12 protein-coding genes are annotated in these 17224 nt (G+C 43.3%); 7 read left to right on the top strand and 5 right to left on the bottom strand.

Annotation, left to right across the window (positions count from 1 at the left end; all coding sequences use genetic code 11):
• Positions 1-810: 810 nt before the first annotated feature.
• On the bottom strand, positions 811-1638 hold the full coding sequence (locus MHN32_RS11430; protein WP_239421747.1) for a hypothetical protein: 828 nt from the start codon (positions 1636-1638) through the stop codon (positions 811-813).
• Between the two features lie 333 nt (positions 1639-1971).
• Between MHN32_RS11430 and MHN32_RS11425 the strand changes: the two genes are divergently transcribed.
• Positions 1972-3420, top strand: coding sequence for a RimK family protein (locus tag MHN32_RS11425; RefSeq protein WP_010606541.1), 1449 nt, complete (start codon positions 1972-1974; stop codon positions 3418-3420).
• Complete coding sequence (locus MHN32_RS11420) at positions 3420-4529, top strand: GNAT family N-acetyltransferase/peptidase C39 family protein (RefSeq protein ID WP_010375872.1); 1110 nt, start codon at positions 3420-3422, stop codon at positions 4527-4529. Before MHN32_RS11425 ends, MHN32_RS11420 begins: the two co-directional genes overlap by 1 nt.
• Before the next feature lie 66 nt (positions 4530-4595).
• Here the strand turns inward: MHN32_RS11420 and MHN32_RS11415 are convergent, their stop codons facing one another.
• A complete protein-coding gene (locus tag MHN32_RS11415) occupies positions 4596-6434 on the bottom strand; it encodes a di-heme-cytochrome C peroxidase (RefSeq protein ID WP_102057270.1) in 1839 nt (612 codons plus the stop codon).
• Positions 6435-6618: 184 nt separating this feature from the next.
• Between MHN32_RS11415 and MHN32_RS11410 the strand changes: the two genes are divergently transcribed.
• The 4 genes from MHN32_RS11410 to MHN32_RS11395 all read left to right on the top strand — a co-directional run bounded on the left by MHN32_RS11410 (position 6619) and on the right by MHN32_RS11395 (position 12752).
• The gene (locus MHN32_RS11410; RefSeq protein WP_239421746.1) at positions 6619-8121 is read left to right on the top strand and encodes an ethylbenzene dehydrogenase-related protein; all 1503 of its coding nucleotides are present in this window, start codon (positions 6619-6621) and stop codon (positions 8119-8121) included.
• Complete coding sequence (locus MHN32_RS11405) at positions 8118-8789, top strand: DUF1566 domain-containing protein (RefSeq protein WP_239421743.1); 672 nt, start codon at positions 8118-8120, stop codon at positions 8787-8789. Before MHN32_RS11410 ends, MHN32_RS11405 begins: the two co-directional genes overlap by 4 nt.
• A gap of 11 nt (positions 8790-8800) precedes the next feature.
• On the top strand, positions 8801-10765 hold the full coding sequence (locus tag MHN32_RS11400; RefSeq protein WP_239421741.1) for a pre-peptidase C-terminal domain-containing protein: 1965 nt from the start codon (positions 8801-8803) through the stop codon (positions 10763-10765).
• A 256-nt stretch (positions 10766-11021) separates the two neighbouring features.
• The gene (locus MHN32_RS11395) at positions 11022-12752 is read left to right on the top strand and encodes a hypothetical protein (protein ID WP_239421740.1); all 1731 of its coding nucleotides are present in this window, start codon (positions 11022-11024) and stop codon (positions 12750-12752) included.
• Positions 12753-12827: 75 nt separating this feature from the next.
• Here MHN32_RS11395 and MHN32_RS11390 read toward each other — a convergent pair whose 3' ends face one another.
• The gene (locus MHN32_RS11390; protein WP_239421739.1) at positions 12828-15056 is read right to left on the bottom strand and encodes a TonB-dependent receptor; all 2229 of its coding nucleotides are present in this window, start codon (positions 15054-15056) and stop codon (positions 12828-12830) included.
• 138 nt (positions 15057-15194) lie between these two features.
• On the opposite strand from MHN32_RS11390, the gene MHN32_RS11385 reads away from it, so the two are divergent.
• Positions 15195-15665: a DUF4920 domain-containing protein gene (locus tag MHN32_RS11385; RefSeq protein ID WP_239421738.1), complete on the top strand. Its 471-nt coding sequence runs from the start codon at positions 15195-15197 to the stop codon at positions 15663-15665.
• 3 nt (positions 15666-15668) lie between these two features.
• On the opposite strand, the gene MHN32_RS11380 is transcribed toward MHN32_RS11385, so the two are convergent.
• Together MHN32_RS11380 and MHN32_RS11375 are read right to left on the bottom strand one after the other, a co-directional pair.
• Complete coding sequence (locus MHN32_RS11380; protein WP_029215865.1) at positions 15669-16157, bottom strand: hypothetical protein; 489 nt, start codon at positions 16155-16157, stop codon at positions 15669-15671.
• Between the two features lie 113 nt (positions 16158-16270).
• Positions 16271-16951: a hypothetical protein gene (locus MHN32_RS11375; RefSeq protein ID WP_174169935.1), complete on the bottom strand. Its 681-nt coding sequence runs from the start codon at positions 16949-16951 to the stop codon at positions 16271-16273.
• Positions 16952-17224 lie beyond the last annotated feature (273 nt).

Here is a 17224-nt window from a genome sequence, read left to right as displayed (position 1 = left end):
ATCTTTAGGGTTTGTTTTTTTCATTATATTTATCCTTCTCGTTTAGATTTAAGTGTTTTTGGAGTTAAACTTTTTCCTCTAATTAGTTGTATTAAAAAATAAAAGTTAAAACCTATAATTAGTAAAAATAAACTAATTGTTATCAAGTTTAAGGCTTTGTATGTGGCTGCTAAAGTTAAAGATAACTTTGTGATGGAAAAAGAAAAAAACGGAATTAGTAGGGTTTTAATCATGTTTTTACTCGAAATTAAATGCCTAGTTTTTTAGGTGTAGAGTTTTTACAAATACCTAAATAAACTAAAATTCAACATGAAAGCTTCAATGAAGAAATGATAGGTTTCACTAAAATATCGCATAGTAAATATTTTTCTTCCGCGAGTATAGAGCCATTTACATTAATCTAGTCAATTCCAGTCGGGGACTCGCTGTGTACGAGTCCTAAGATGCGACTTGATAAAACTACCATAAAAATTCACAAGAACAAAAATCAATAAAATAAAATTTATCACATTATATCATAGTGTTAGTTGTGTTTGTTATAGAGCAATAACAACTAGATTTGCCAATCATAATAATTATTTTCAGGTATGTAGCCGACAGGGTGGGATTCCACTTCAGTTTGTGCTGACACCCACCTAAAGTTTGTGTATTCAAAAGATGACAGCTTCAACTTTGAAGTGCCTTCCCTGTATCGGTGAAAATATGGGATGGGTATTATCTGTTCGCTCTCTTTTTAAACCTAAATTTACCGGCAACGTTATGTTGAAAGTCGAATAGTAGTGATTATTCTTCTTTAATCATGTTAAACCGCTAGTCCTTTTTATGCTTTGCTTCTTCAGAGCAATATGATTCTTGATCCGTACTTTCTACGCAATGACAAAACCAGCTTTCAAAACGTTTGAGATAATAAGCTCCTCCGAATCCATCGTTCTTATCATAAACAATGTAATCAGTGCCGCCACCTCTAAGGTACTTCTCTCCGGTGCCAACATATTCCCAATAGGTTAAGGAAGTGAATAAATAATTGTCATTAACCAAAAAACCAAGAAAATTAGGAGTATGTTCATAAAGGTAAGTTTTGATCGTGACGTGTTTCATTCCCTCGGCTTGCAACCTTTGCTTGGTAAATTCTATTTCCTTTAATACTGATTGGACTACAGAATATCTTTCCGTACCACCATCGATTGAGCCGACTTGTTGCGGCGCTAATAAAGCTATCTCTATGACTATTTGCTTTTTACTCAACAGACACATCTCTGAGCTTGGATCTAAAAATCTGGCAATTACAGTACTCCAGCCATGTCTTCCTGCGACACCGATATATTTGATATTTATTTCTCGTTCAGATTCACATAGTCGACCAATGTCTCCTAACAAGTCATTGGATTTAATTATTTTTACTTCTCTACGATTGTGCAAAACAGCATCGTATATTTTGAACAAAAGCTCCAGCAAGATAAATGCAATAGGTAACATCAACCCTGTTTTGATGGTGTTGGCGACTTCAACTCTAAAAAATAATTCAGTTGGCAGCATGTCAACAACAACTGCAAGTAACAATAATAATATTAGTAGTTCTTTTTTAGTCGTTTCATATGCGATACGAAGTCGGGCCAGAAGATTTGCTTTCCTTTGCATGAGGAAGTCCTGTTATTTTATTTTTGATCAATTAAGTATTGTAAACTTTACTGATAATGCAATTTTTCTTCATCGTTAGCATTAATCTTATTTATCGAACCTTTAATTTATTTAACCGATTGAAAATAAAGCTTTTTATTCCATACGCCGACAGCAAGAAAGATTTATCTTGAGAATCAAAATTACTCAATTGCCAAGTGCTATATTTAAGATTACAACTACTCCACTTTAATGTGGCCCTTGAATTTGCCCACTAACCCTATGTTAAATCGTGGGGTGCCTAAACCATCATGTACTGATGTGCTAACGCATCGCCACCTAAGGATTATTTAGATGCTATCTACTCTATTCGTTGTTGATCAAAATGCAGATGTACTGCCTTTGGCAAATAACGTAGTGACGTTTGAAACGTATTTGCAAGAGTACCCAAAGCTCGGTGAATCAAAACTTCGAGTGATTAATTTATGTGACTGTGACCGTTATTTAAGCCAAGGTTATTACTGCTCTTTACTTGCTGAAGCGCGTAATCACCAAGTGCTTCCGAGTCTAAAGGTTATTAATGGTTTACGTGATGGCGATAATGCGTTGTTTTTATCGCAGGCTTGGTTTGATAAGCGTGGGATCGCGATTACCGATGACGCTGAGCTGATCATTTGTATGGGCGAAACCCAACAGCCTGAATTTAGTAAGTTGGCGGCGTATTTATTTCAGCAATTTCCAGCGCCTTTACTAAAAGTGACATTACAGCAGCAAGATAAAGGCGTGCGAGTGCAGGTGCAGCGTCGCGACTTCTCGACTCTGCAGGTGGCGCAGCTTGAGTTTTGTACTCAAGTATTAGGTCATGTGCATGCCACTCAGTGGAACAAGCGTAAGAGTCATAAAAAGTATCGCTGGGATATCGCGATGCTGGTGGACCACGATGAAAAATTGCCGCCAAGTAATAAAGGGGCGATCAGCCGCTTTGTTAAAGCGGGTGAAAAGCTTGGCATTAAAGTACATCCATTAGAAGCGGCTGAGTTATACAACTTAGGCCAATACGATGGGCTATTTATTCGTGAAACCACAGCGATTGATCACCATACTTATCGCCTTGCACAAGAAGCAGAGCAAAAAGATTTAGTGGTAATTGATGACCCAAGCTCGATTCTACGCTGTTGTAATAAGGTGTTTTTACATGATGCTTTTAATTACAAGAAGGTGCCAAGTTTAGAAACGCGATTTGTGAGTCAGTGTAATGAACAAGTAATCGATAAACTCATTGCTGAGTTATCGTTACCTATGGTGCTTAAAATGCCTGAGAGTTCGTTCTCAAAAGGCGTATTTAAAGTAAAAACCAAAGAAGAGCTTGGCGAGCGTTTACAAGAGCTGATGAGCGTCTCTGCGATTGTGTTGGCGCAAGCTTACTTATACACGGACTACGATTGGCGTATTGGGGTATTAAATGGCCGTGCAATTTACGCATGCCGTTACCATATGGCACGTAACCATTGGCAAATCTATAACCACGAGTCAAAACGTAATTTCTCGGGTGGGTTTGACACGCTACCAACGTTTGAAGTGCCAAAAGCGGTGTTACGCGCAGCGTTAAAAGCGGCGGCAGTCGTGGGTAATGGTTTGTATGGTATTGATATTAAAGAGCACAACGGCAAAGCCTACGTGCTTGAAGTAAACGACAACCCGAATATTGACCAAGGGGTTGAAGACAAATATCTCGGTGACGAGCTGTACATGCAAGTGATGTCTGAATTTTCAAGACGCCTTGAAGCGAGAGGTAAAAAGTAATGTTGCAAGCCGCGTTGGTGCTTGAAAAGGCGACACAGCACGATTTGAATTCACTAAATGCGTTGGAGCAAAGCTGCTTTAGTGCGGATAGACTGAGTCGTCGCCAACTCAAGCATTACATCAGTTTTGAACATAGTCTGCTGCTCACTGCAAAGTTAGCAGGGGAACTTGTGGGCTATGGGCTGCTTTGGTTGCACCAAGGAACGCGGCTAGCAAGGCTTTATTCATTGGCGGTATCGCCTCATCATCAAGGTAAAGGGATCGCACGCCAACTGATGTCTGAGCTTGAAGTCAGAGCGGGTGAAATGGGCTGGTTATATATGCGTTTAGAAGTGGCTAAACGCAATGACGCGGCCATCGGCTTATATAAACGCATGGGTTATCGTGTATTTGGCGAGTATCAAAACTACTATGCGGATCATGATGACGCGCTAAGAATGCAAAAATGTGTGCGTAAGCTGTCGCAAAAGGCGGTGTTGCATCAGGCTCCTTGGTATCAACAAACAACAGACTTTACCTGCGGACCGGCGTCACTGATGATGGCAATGGCAAGCATAGATCCAGGCTGTATGGGCGATCAGGCCTTAGAGCTTGAGATATGGCGTGAAGCGACCACCATCTTTATGACCGCAGGTCACGGCGGCTGTCACCCATTTGGTTTGGCATTGGCTGCGGAGCGCCGTGGTTTTGCGGCAGAGGTGATGGTGAATACGGCAGGCCCGCTATTTTTAGATGGCGTGAGAAGCGCGCAGAAAAAGCAGGTGATGACCTTAGTTCATGAGCAATTCCGTCAAGAGTGTGAATATCGTGATATTGCTATTCACCAAGCCGATGTAAAGCTTGAACAGGTTGAACAATGGTTGTTACAGGGCAGTGCGGTATTGGCTTTGATCAGCACTTATCGGCTAAACGGTAAAAAAGCGCCGCATTGGGTGCTTATTACGGGGTTGGATGAGTTGTGCTTATATCTTAATGACCCTGATGTTGAGGACGACCAAAACCCTATCGACTGCCAGCAAGTACCAATCGCAAGGTCGGATTTTGAAAAAATGATGACGTTTGGCGCAAGCAAGTTAAGTGCGCTGGTGGTGTTGCACGAGTCATTTTAAATAACCTTTTCGGTTATAAGTCAAAGGGCCTGTATTCGGCCCTTTGTTTATAGCGCTAAACGGCGTTTATAGCGTTTTCAAAAACTCAACGATTTGCCATTTTTCATTGTCACTCAAGGTTGTGCCGTAAACGTGACCGCTATTATCATTGCCCGGCATCACTTCACCGCTGGCTTTGTTCACTTTGAACTCGTTCATGCCTTGATGAGTAATATAACCAACGTTGATAGGATCGAATTCACGACTGCCAACCCAGAAGGTATCTGGGCGCGACTCTGGTGATTGTAGTAGTGACCATAGGTTTGGCACAGAGCCATTATGTAAATAAGGCGCGGTTGCCCAAATTCCATTTAACGGCCTTGCTTTGTAGACACCCGCATCGTAAAAACCATCCACACAGTCTTCGTTAGTATTGGGGGTTAACTGTTGTCTATTTGCCAAATAGACTTTGAGGCGCTCTTCAATGGATTTTTTCACGGTGGTTTTCTTACCATCTGGCCCGGTGCGCTCTGCTATTAAGCCCGCTTCGATTGCTTTGATGGGATCTTTTAGCACTAGACCCACAACCCCGTTTACTGGGATATCGATAGCGCTATCCACCGCTTGGAATTTGTCTCCCGCGATAATGTCGGTTTTTGTGCCTTCCAAGAACAGTGTTTTTGCCATGTGGCAGCTGGCGTTATTAGACATAGTGGGATCGGTACCAATCTCTTTTACCGGTACTTTTACCGCTTCGTAATCTTTAAGTAGATTTTTTTGGTCAATTAATTGATGGCAGCTAGCACAATTTGCTTGGAATAGCATTTTTCCTTGTGCCGCCTTATTGGTGTCAATCCCTGGAAGGTATTGTTCAGGCCAAGCTGGTGGCAGAAGTGTTTTTACCCACGCTTCTAGTTGCCCTAACGCATGTAAGTCTACCGTTGAGCTATATCGAGCATGTTTCCCCCAAACGCGCTGCCAAACCGGTGCTTCTTCAATGGATAACGAACCAAACACACCCACAACTTCACCAATGTTGCGTACTAATGGGCCGACCACAGGAATATTGGGTGCGGAAGCATTCCACTGCACAACATTTGACTGGTGCGTCCCCCATAAAAATGGATAGGAGACGGGCGCGGTGGGCGCATTTTTATTGTTAAGGTCGTCAAGCGCAAATGCCGTACCGGCGTTTTGAATATTGCCAAACGCATCAAGTCGAGCATAGCTGGTAAAATCGTCTGGATAGTCTTCGGGTAAGTCATTAACGGTTTGTCGCTCGGCGGTTGCAAGCGCCACATGCTTGAGATCGTCTCGTAAATCATCAATCAATTCTTGCGATGCCCCTTCTTTTAATACGCGCATCGCGAAACGGCTAAACTTTTGATTATCGTTAAGGGTCGCTTCTAACGCGGCATTAAGGCGGCTAAAGAAGAGTACAAAGTTGGCGAGGGTGGGCGCACCTTCTACCAAGATTTTTGTGCCGTTATAGTCAATTTGGTTAGTGTGACATGCGGCACAGGTCATTCCGACCCAAGCTTGTCCCGTGGTTTGATTGTTATGCACGGCAAAACCGATGGGCAAGCCTGAAGGGTTATTGGCGGCGGTTTTACTGGGCAGATAGCGCAGCATTTCCATATGTTCGCTATCGCGAAAGAGCTTTTTACTGTTAGGTTGCTCTAACCAAGTAAACCAAGTATAGGGAATGATTTGTGACCCTTGGCCTGTGAACCAAAAGTCTTGCCGAAGTTTATCTGACCATCCTTGATTGAGCCAAACTCGCTCAGGTACTTGACCAGATTCTGCAACTGGGTCGAGCGTTTCTTTTGGCACTGAAGGTTTTTTACTTGGTGAGCTACAACTTGCGAGAAACAATGTGCAAGCCACTGCCGCACTTACATATTTTATTACTAGTCTATTGTTCATGTTGAACTGTCCGTGACGGTGGAAGTACCAACTACCTTAGTACAAACTAATTAACAATCAAGTTACACGACATTACACTTGCCGCTAATTCACAAGATGAGAAAGTCTCATCTTTCCAAATATGAAATATTTATGTAAATTTATTTGTTTACACTAAATTTACTTTATTTGTTTGGGAGCGGTTGTGCGTCGAAGTAGTTTTGCCATTTTTCATGTTATGGCGGTAATAGTTATCTTGGTTGGGTTACTGACAGGTCCTCGTTTGGGCATTATCAATCATGATTTTCTGGCGTTTCTTTCGCCTTTGCTTCCACAAGGCGCGTTGCTGTCAATACATGTGTTATTTGGTTGCTTACTCACCTTGATTGCGATTGTTTTTACTGTGGCAACCATTCGCGCACCGTTTCGTGGTGCACCAAGCAAGTTTGATAAAGCCGTTAACTACATTGGGTATCTTGTTATTGTGCTGAGTATAGCCACAGGATGGTTACTTTGGCTCAATCCAGAGAGTCTAAGTTTAGTCATTCATGGGTTATCAGCGACAGGCATTTTTTTGTATTTGGTGTTACATGGCATAAAGCACACGGTGTTTAAGGGCAAGCAAGTACTGAGCGTGTTATTGCCCCGAAATGCGCTTATTTTGCTCAGTTGCAGTATTGCTCTGGTGTATTTTTGCGGCCTTGGCATAAAGCTTATTGTTGCAGATCAGCATTTACGGTTAGAAGTTGCGCCGCTATCAAGGCAAAGTCACCTTGAAATAGACGGTAAAGGAGACGAGCCTGAATGGTTGCGTGCTAAGCCTATTAAGTTAACTACATTTGGTGGTGCAAACTTCTTGGATGGGAGTAGTGAGGTCGAAATAAAAGCGTTGAGCAACCATGATGAAACCTTCTTTCTGATCCGCTGGCAAGATCCGACCGAAAGCCTAGAGCATCTGCCGCTGGAAAAAACCTCGGACGGTTGGCAAGTACAAGAAAATGGCTTTTATCGCTTTGACGAGCGCACTTATTACGAAGATAAGTTTGCCATCATGTTATCGACAACCTGTGAACTAGGAGGTGATGGCACCGTTCAATACGGCGATGCGCCGCTTGCAGGTAAGCCCCGTAACTGGCATGGCAAGGGCTATCACGCAAGTACGGACGGCCGCACGCGAGACTTATGGCACTGGAAAGCGCTGAGAACCAATGACATGTACTTGGCCGATGATAATTTTTTTGGGCTACCTCAAAGCGTTGCACTTGGGCAAAGGCGTTACACCGCAGGATATCAACCTGATGGCAAAGAAAGCGGTGCTTATGTGATGAACTGGCGCTGGTATTCACCAACTGAGGTTACGCCAAAGCGAATGCCAATTCCATCGCCGGATATCACTGAGCGCAAAGTCCTCGACTGGTTTGCCAGCGAAACCTACAACCCACAACGAGACATGGCGAAAATTGGCGAACAGCTCCCGTCCGTGTTGTACCGTTCAAATCGTTTTGAGGGAGATAGAGCCGATGTTAGAGCTAGGGGAGAGTGGCACGATGGCTATTGGACGCTAGAGCTGGTACGTAAACACCAAACGCATTCTCCCCTTGATGTTGAACTGCGCTCTGGTGTTTGCATGTGGGTTTCGGCATTTGATCACGCACAAATCGCGCATACTCGTCACCACAGAGCGATTCAATTGAGGTATATGCTATGACCGTTGCCTCACGTTTAATACTTAGTTTAGCGATTGCCGCTGTGGCGATTAGCTACTTGTTATTCAGCGCCCCTGAGCGAGAAATTCCAACTCATGCACGCTTTATTAAAGTCACTAATGACATGCAGTTTTTGTCTGTCTGGCAGGGTCCTTGGCATTGTGTCTATGACAAAAAGCTTAATCTGCTCTGGGAAGTAAAACGAGATGATGAGTCTATCCACGATGGCTATTGGAGTTACTCTTGGTATGACGGTCAATTTGGTCATGCTGATCAAGGTGATTGTTATTTCGAAGCATCCCACTGCGATAGCCAAGATCTGATCCGTAAAACTAACCAAGCTTCATTATGTGGTAGTGCCGAGTGGCGCTTACCTACACCTGATGAGCTACGCTCTTTAATTCAAACGCCAAATAGTCCCGGACAACCCCATATCGCAAGTGATTTTTTCCCACACATTAAAAATGGTGACTATTGGAGTGGTGAGGCTGGCGTGCCGTTACCCAAGTCATTTAAGCGTGAAAAGTTAGGAGCAACGGCTGTGAATTTTCAATCTGCAGAGGCGCTTTCGCTCCCATATGCAAACGCCGCATTTGTCATGTTGGTGGCTACGCCATCAACACCACTCTCATTGGCTCAAAGTCGTGCTGAGCCTGTTACTCTAAACTAGGAACCAAGGAAATGAAATATACTCAAATGGCAACTTTTGTGGTTGCAGCAGGTCTATCTTGCAGCAGTTTTGCTGCGAGTGACTACCACCGTCTTGTGTGGGACACCAGTCCAAGCACTTCAGCAACAATAGGGTTTACACCTACATCAGGCACTAATCATATTGTAAAATATGGCAGCACAACGGATGAGCAGAGTTGGCAAAGTGCTGCGGTCAGCGCTACGCATACCTTTGATGGTGGCCTCTCAAGCTCATTTGTGAAATTAACCGGCTTAACCCCTGATAGTGCGGTTTATTATCGTGTTTGTGATTCACAAGGTTGTGGTCAGCGTTTGTGGTTCAGAACTGCGCCGCAAACGGCATCAGGGATCACTGCTGTAGCTGGTGGTGATACGCGCACGGGTTGGACAACACGCCGTAAAGGCAATGAGTTGATCGCTAAAATTCGACCGCTATTTATTATGCATGGTGGCGATTACACCAATGCAAACTCCGTTTCTGAAATGCGTGAATACTTAAAAGATTGGCAATTAACCTTTTCGGATGATTTGATTGATGGCCTTGCATACAAGCGAATTTATCCATTTGTAGCAACACATGGCAATCACGAAGACGATAACTACAAAACGCTATGCGAAGTATTTGGCGTAGATTATGACCAAGATGGTGCGTGTACAGCAAAAGATACCTATGGTGCTTTTAACGTGGCGGGGCTTTTAAGGGTTTATACCTTAAACAGCCAATTTAAAAATAGTGGCTGGTCGAGCTATGCCACAGCGATGAACAATTGGCTGAAAAGCGACTTACAGTCTCAGGGCAACAGCGCAACGTGGCGTATCGCTCAGTATCACAAGCCGATGTATCCTCACTATTCAGGTAAGTCAGACAACACCATATTACACACTTGGTGGGCACAAGACTTCTATAATAATGCGATGAACCTAGTGGTAGAGTCCGATACTCATATCAATAAACTGACTTACGCACTAACGCCTACCAGCAATGGCTTTACTGCAACGACCCAAGGCGGCACCGTTTATGTGGGTGAGGGAAGCTGGGGTGCACCGGCAAGAAGCGCCAATGATCCAAAAAGCTGGACTATCGACCTTGCGAGTATTCAACAGTTTAAAGTGTTGAGTGTGACAAATGATAAGCTTACTGTTCGAACTGCTGAGTTTTCAAGCAATGCAACTGCCTTATCTAAAGCGCAGCGAGATGCCGATCCGCTCGCGTTACCTATGAATATGACATGGTGGTATGCCGCCGAAATTGGTGATGAACTAAATCTGATCAAAGCAAGCAATAATCTATCTGTGATAGAAACTCCCATTGTTGAGCCGCCAGCTGCAATTGAACTTATCAGTGGTCAAACACAAGCGAATGTCACTGGCGTTAAGTCTTCTCAGACACTTTATTACATTGATGTGCCTGCAGGAGCGACGCAGCTAAAAGTTGAAACAGCGGGCGGCAGTGGGGATGTAGATATGTATGTGCGTTTTAATGCGGAGCCGACGACACAAAACTACGATTGTCGACCCTATAAATCAGGTAATAATGAAGTCTGTACGATTACTCCAGTACAAACTGGTCGTTACTATGTCATGCTTGATGGCTATGAGCGTTATTCGGGCGTTGCGCTAACAGCTACGGTTTATACTGACACTCCACCAGATCAAGGTAATAGCCAGCAATGGTTGGATCAATCCGCCAGCAAAGGCCAGTGGCAGTATTATACTTTTGACGTGGCACAGGGGACACAGAGCCTACAAGTAAAGGCATTGGGTGGTACTGGAGATGCTGATTTATATCTGCGTTTTGGTCAACAACCAAATAGTAATACCTACGAGTGTCGGCCTTATGAAAATGGCAATAATGAAACGTGCACAATCACCAATCCAAATGCGGGAACTTGGTATATTGGGCTCTATGGTTACGCCGCTTTTTCAGGGTTGACTCTACAAGCAGAAAGTCAATAACCCTGTAAATGAGAGCTTGGTGGTTATTGGTGTAACGATCAAGCTCATTTTAAAACTGACCGAATATTGAGAGTAGCTTGATCATTCACAATTAATGGAATTGAGACAATAATCGAGGTACAATACCGCTGCATTTTTGGACATGCAATTGTCTTTATGCAACGACCTCTGACGCGCGCAATCGTTGCGGTTCGTAGGGAAGAATAAATTTACCACGTGTTTGGCTATGTTCCGTGGTGATAACAAGGATCACATTATGAATACAAAACTTCTCATTGGCTTAGGTGCTGTGGCTATTGCCGTTGGTGCTTATGTAACCACTCAATCATCATCTTCTTCAAGCATCGCGATGGAACAACTGGAATATGTTCCGGCTGATACCGCGGTATTTTGGGGGCAATTAACGCCTTTTGAGCAACAAAAATATTTGTCTTTCATGCCTGAAGAGCTTCGACAGGTTCAAAATATCGAAGAGATAACTGGGTTGCTTAGAAAAGAAAATGATAAGCACTTGGACTTTGTAGCAACGCTACTAGAGCAATACAATCTAGCGATGACATCCCCTGAACAAATGAAAGCTATCTTAGGCATGGGTGATACGGTCAGAAGTGTATTCTACACAGTTGGTTTGCTGCCAACATTGCGCTATGAACTGGCGGATCCTGAGGCTTTTCAACGTACGATAAAAATGGCTGCAAAAGATGCCGAAATCACATACCAAGAAGATACGCTTGATGGTGTCGCATTAACGCGTTATCAGCTTGAGTTCGCGCCAGAAGCTAAAATTGAGCTTATCACATCCGTGCAAGGTCAATGGGTAACAACAACATTTAACACGCCAATTAACACCGAAGCGGATTTAAAAGTTGCTTTGGGTATTGCCAAACCAGCCCAGTCACTGGCGCAATCTGGCAAACTTGAGCAATACAATACGCAGTTTGGTTTTGATGGTTCGTCAATTGCGTTTCTGAACCACGTAGCTATCGTCGATGGTATTACTGCAAACAAGCAGTCTGATTTGACTCGTATGTTAAATAATCTATTGCAGCTAGGTGGTGGTACTGAGAAATTAGCAGCGGTACGTGCTCCAGAGTGTCAGGCGGACTACAGCGAAATCGCCAATCTGTGGCCGGCGACGGTATTGGGTACCAAGAATATCCAATTTACAAATTCCGCAATCGACTTTGAAGTTGATACTGTGGTGGTGGGTAAAGATGCTGAACTGATGAAAGCGCTTGGGTCTATCCGTGGTTTTATTCCTGCGCACGTCACCAACGGCGAAGAGAAAGTGCTAGGGTTTGGCTATGGTGTTGATGTTGCAAAAGTTGCACCGCTTGTAAACACCCTTTGGGGCCGCTTTACTAAAGCTGAATTCAAGTGTTCTGAACTCGTTGCACTACAGCAGCAAGCGAAACAAAACAGTCCAATGGCTATTGCGATGATGACAGGCATGGCGAACTCGGTTAAAGGCGTGAGTGCATCCATTTTTGATCTTGTTATGGAGCCAAACGACCAAGGCATGCCAGAACCTAAAACGTTTGATGCGCTAGTCACATTGTCTGCCGAAGATCCTTTAGTACTTGTTAATACGGTGAAAGGGCTTGCACCTATGCTGGGTCAAATTCAAATCCCAGAAGATGGTACTCCGGTTTCAATTAACCAGTACATTCCATCTCCGCAGCCATTGGGTATGGATATCAAGTTGGCGGTTAAAGGCGATCACTTAGTGCTGTTTACGGGTGAAAAGGCGACAATTATTGCTGAGAAAATGGCAAGCCAAGCACTAGAAACTAATGGCATGACGCATTTCAGTATGGATATGCAAGCGTTTTTAGCACCAATGTTAGAGGCGGCAAAAGCGACTGGTCAACCAATGCCCGAAGGTATTGATGCATTTTTACAGCAAAATATGGTGTTTGAGTTTAGTATGGATGTTGCAGATCATGGCCTTGTATTTGGCACTGATATGAAGCTGAAAAAACTATAACGAGCAAAAACCCAAATGATGTTAAAAATGCCGACTTTAAGTCGGCATTTTTGTTCTAAAATCACATTTACTTTATCAAAATTGGTAGCTTACTGTCGCTTTAATGTTTCTGCCAAGCTCTGCGGGGTCGTTCGCTTCACTTGCTGGCGCTCGCAAATAACGCTTATCCGTTAGGTTGTCTACACCCAGTCGGGCAGAAAAGCCTGATAATACTCCCTCACCTTGGTATTTTACGTTGAGGTTGTAGATAGTATAGGTCCCAGTACCGTATCCGCGTGTGATGAGATCTTCGCTAAGGCGCTGTTGAGCTCTGTAGTGTAACAATTGAAAACCCAGATTTAAATTACTGTTCAATTGATAATTGGTATTCCAAGTAAGCTTATCTGCTGGTGCTTCAGAATATGGCTGGCATGTATGGTCAATAGTGCCTAAAAAGAAATTAGGTACACCGACGACATCCATATTCATAGAGGCGTATCCTAGGTAGGTGTCTAATTTTTTAAATGAATACTGTGCCTCAATTTCAATACCGTGACTGAATAACTTGCCGATGTTTTTCGCACTATAATCACGGTGTGTGGCGACAGGGACCCCATTGCTGGGATTGGGACCGGGTGAGCCGAGCTGTTTATTGCCATTCTCATCGATGTAGTACATAAAAGGTACATTGTCGATGTAATTATCTACCTCACTATCAAAGTACATGACTTTTACACTGAAGTTATCAGCGAAGGATAAGTCTTGCCAACTCAAACCAAAACCAACTTCGTAGCTTTGAGAGTCTTCGGCTTTTAAATCTGGTTGCGGTTCGCTAAAGCAAATTTTTCCACCAATATGACATCTCCACTCATCTTTTTTATACAACTCTTGAAGCGAAGGTGCTCGAAATGCCTCCGCGGCTTTAGCGTAAAAATTAAGATAATCCGCGACTTTAAAAGTTACTCCTAGCTCGCTAGAGAGTTCAGAATCATCATTATCGGAATAGGCGACAAAATGGTTACTTGAGCGGGTGTATTTATCGAATCTCACACCTCCTGTAAGGAGTAATCTCTCATTTAAAAACTGACTTTGATCGATAACAGAAATTGACCAATTGGAGGCGTCGCTATCGCCATAGTAGGTTGACTTATCAGCAGGATTTTCGTCCCATTGCTGTTGGTCGAAGCTTTCGGATTCGTACTGCGCTTCAATGGCTAGTTTGTGCTTTATTTTCCCAGTGAATGTAGCCAAGTTAGCGACTCTCAAGCCTTTGCGCGTACTTTCTCCATTTTTCTCTCCATCATAGTTAATTTTGTTGCTGCCGCGTTCAATATAACCTTTGGTGATTTCATCATAGGTTTTTTGTGCAAAGAATGCTTGTATATCTAAGTCAAGCAACTCGCTAACACCTTGATACGTGTAGTTGAGCATTCCTTCCAGATAGTCATTTTTGTAATCTTCTGCAAGTGTCGGATAGGCCAACGCTAAGTCTATGCGCTGGGCATATGGCTGATCGATTGACTCGGTTTTACTGTAATCAATTTTACTGCTCAAAGTATGGTGTTCGTTGATGTACCAAGTATTTTTAAGCGCGAGGTTTTGACGTTTTGACTGATTCTTTATTTTACTTATCTGCTGGATACTTTCGTCTTCTGCGGCTTTGGTGTCTGCCACGACATCAATATCGTTAAATTCCACTTGGCCAAGAGACAAGACCGTATCACTGTGATCATTCAGGTGAAATAGACTGACGCTAATATCATTGGCATCCGATACAGATAAATGTGTGACCGAAGCTTTGACGCCAAATCCATGCTGGTCATTTAGGTAATCTGCAGCGTTTTTGGTTACGAGTCGTATACTCCCTCCGATGGCCCCTGAACCGACGGTTAAAGAATCGGCACTTCGTAATACTTGCACTTGCTTTAATTGATCTGGGTTTATTCCCAAGGAATTAATTTGCGCGATATTTTGGCTGCCATCCGAATCAATCTTACGCTTCACATTGTCTACAGAGATGTGTATTCGTTCACCGTACAACCCTCGAATGGCGGGTTGTCCAGAGAGCGGCGTCACGCTACCAAATAGTTCAACATTGGGGAGAGTCTTGAGTAATTGGTTTAAATCGGATGCTTGTTGCCGCGCTATTTGCTCTTCCGTTAGCGCTGAAACTGAAGCCGCTACATCATGGTTTAAGGTCGATAATTTGTGTCCCAACACCTCTATTTTTTCAATTTCGGAATTGGTTGGGGAAGACGGCTCAGCATATGCATTCCAGCCGCTGAAGGTTGCAAGAATGGATAAAGAGAGAGTAGAGAGTTTCATATTATTAATCCTTAATAAAAATAATTACCATTTGCAATTGCGGCGAAGATGTTAGTTGTTATAAGATCTAATTGCAATAAATAATTACTTATAGTTATATAGATAAAGGCGTTACTATTCTGACTTTTAAGGAAAAATATGAAGATAAACAATTTACTCTGTGGTTTAGTTATCACACTGCTAGTATCAACGGCTGATGCTAAAACAATTGAGTTTGGCGGCGGTGCGAACATGAACAAGCTTGTTGCGGCCGCAGATGTATTGAAAAACTCGGAGCAGTTTACGGGAAGTGAGATCACGCTGTCAGGTGAAGTGGTAAAAGTGTGCAAAAAGCGTGGCTGTTGGATGACACTGAAGGTAGATAATGGTGAGGAAATAAACGTAAAGGTACGGGATGGCGATATGGTTTTTCCAATGTCAGCCATTGGCAAGCGCGCTTATGCGACTGGTGTACTTGAGCAGTTCGAGCTAGATATTGAGAAAACTAAGCGTTATTTGGCCCATAGAGCGCACGAAAACGGTGAAGCGTTTGATGCAAGCAAAGTCACTGAGGGGATGAATCTAGTTAGGCTCAAACCGGATGCAGTAACGATTTTAGAAACGAAATAAAAGCTATTTCACAAGGACGGCGTACTCGAAGTTTGTACGCTGTGAATTTGGGCTGATCACCACTTGGTAAGTGTCAGCACCAAGCATCACATAATTCACCTTACCCACCTTTAGGGGTTTTGGTGTGCTATCTAAATCCATTATCCAGACACCAGTTTCGGTATCTGGTGCTAAATTTATTAAGGTTCTGCCGGCGTTATTTGGAATATATAAAGCGGCATTACTACTTTTACCCCAAATCGCTTTTAGTTTGTGGTTTTCCGACACCAATGTGTAATCCGCGGGGCCAGAAGGGCGCATATCGGACTGGCGCTTGACTTCACACTGTTCGCATTGAATTGAAGCAGCGGAAAGATGTGTTTGCAGCTGCCCGTCAAAGATAATGCCCTCAGAGGCTATTTTCCACAAAGGTTGGCCTTCACCCAACTGATGACACCCTGACACCAGTAAAGCTGAAAATACTAAGCTGTAATATTTGTTAACAATAGGCACCGGATCACCAAACGAAAACTAGTTAAACCGGTACAAATAGTAGCTAATCTTAAGCGTCAATATAAGGTCTTAACGTTAACGAATGTAAAAGGTTACTTCATCAATTATTAAGACTAACTGCTACAGCCGCTGCCACAACTTGAGCCACTATTACAACTTGAGTTTGAAGAACTCGACGAGGAGGTACTGCTGTCGCCACTGTCCATTGACGTACACCCGATGTGCCCCGCATAGGTTGTGCTGCTGGAGTCGCCTTTGGCAATGGGCTCTCGAAAATCAGTTGCCGAGTAGTAATAGCCATTTGGAATATTAAGTAAAGCGTCAACTGCGAATAATATAGGTAAAGTAGCCGGTCTGCGAGGAGATATTCCTTCGATGCTACAGCAGGCTCTCCATGTTTTACGCAGACTGAGTTGAGCTTTGTTTTTCCCTTTCATTGCCTCAGATGGACAATGATGTAAGAAACGGTCAAAGGCCTCATAGCAAAAGGAATGATACTCTTGTGTGTGTAAAATAAATTCATGCCACAGCGCATCGACAACCTGGGAGGGCATAGCTAAGGACTGATCTTCGAGCAATAAGTTCGCTTGGAAAAACTGCTTAAGGCCCAATTCAACCTGTGTAAGTTGCTCATTGGTAAGTTCAGGATAATGTTGACTGAGTTTGGGTCTTAAATGCGTGAGATCGTAATCTTGAATAAAACTACGTCTACGCGCCGTCATTTTTACTTTTTGATATTGTAATACACCAACAAAGACCACAAATACCGCAACAAGTAGAAGAAATCCAATCATGTTATTTCCCTATATTTTTGCGTCCTAGACTGACCGAATGTGTAGCGTGTGTCAATAACGGGAAATATTAGAAGCAAGATAGCTTGCCTCTAATTGATTTGATTGTAAGTTTCTTAAATAACCTGAGGTTTGGATAAGGAATGTTCCAACTCATTGCTTCTAAAGAATAACTTGGTTTTTTCCTTGTCTAGCCAGAGAGTTTTAGGGAAAACACCGCTTCCGCGTCCTGCTCTCGCTAAGGTACCTACATCCTGTAGGCAAGGCGAATTTACG

Origin of the sequence: Pseudoalteromonas sp. Of11M-6, from assembly GCF_022347905.1 — a bacterium.
In the GTDB taxonomy this organism is placed as follows: domain Bacteria; phylum Pseudomonadota; class Gammaproteobacteria; order Enterobacterales; family Alteromonadaceae; genus Pseudoalteromonas.
This window is presented reverse-complemented; position numbering and strand designations above follow the sequence as displayed.

Coding starts and splice junctions, on each gene's coding strand:
- MHN32_RS11430 (WP_239421747.1), bottom strand. CDS start 1,638: ATGCAAAGGAAAGCAAATCTTCTGGCCCGACTTCGTATCGCATATGAA.
- MHN32_RS11425 (WP_010606541.1), top strand. CDS start 1,972: ATGCTATCTACTCTATTCGTTGTTGATCAAAATGCAGATGTACTGCCT.
- MHN32_RS11420 (WP_010375872.1), top strand. CDS start 3,420: ATGTTGCAAGCCGCGTTGGTGCTTGAAAAGGCGACACAGCACGATTTG.
- MHN32_RS11415 (WP_102057270.1), bottom strand. CDS start 6,434: ATGAACAATAGACTAGTAATAAAATATGTAAGTGCGGCAGTGGCTTGC.
- MHN32_RS11405 (WP_239421743.1), top strand. CDS start 8,118: ATGACCGTTGCCTCACGTTTAATACTTAGTTTAGCGATTGCCGCTGTG.
- MHN32_RS11400 (WP_239421741.1), top strand. CDS start 8,801: ATGAAATATACTCAAATGGCAACTTTTGTGGTTGCAGCAGGTCTATCT.
- MHN32_RS11395 (WP_239421740.1), top strand. CDS start 11,022: ATGAATACAAAACTTCTCATTGGCTTAGGTGCTGTGGCTATTGCCGTT.
- MHN32_RS11390 (WP_239421739.1), bottom strand. CDS start 15,056: ATGAAACTCTCTACTCTCTCTTTATCCATTCTTGCAACCTTCAGCGGC.
- MHN32_RS11385 (WP_239421738.1), top strand. CDS start 15,195: ATGAAGATAAACAATTTACTCTGTGGTTTAGTTATCACACTGCTAGTA.
- MHN32_RS11375 (WP_174169935.1), bottom strand. CDS start 16,951: ATGATTGGATTTCTTCTACTTGTTGCGGTATTTGTGGTCTTTGTTGGT.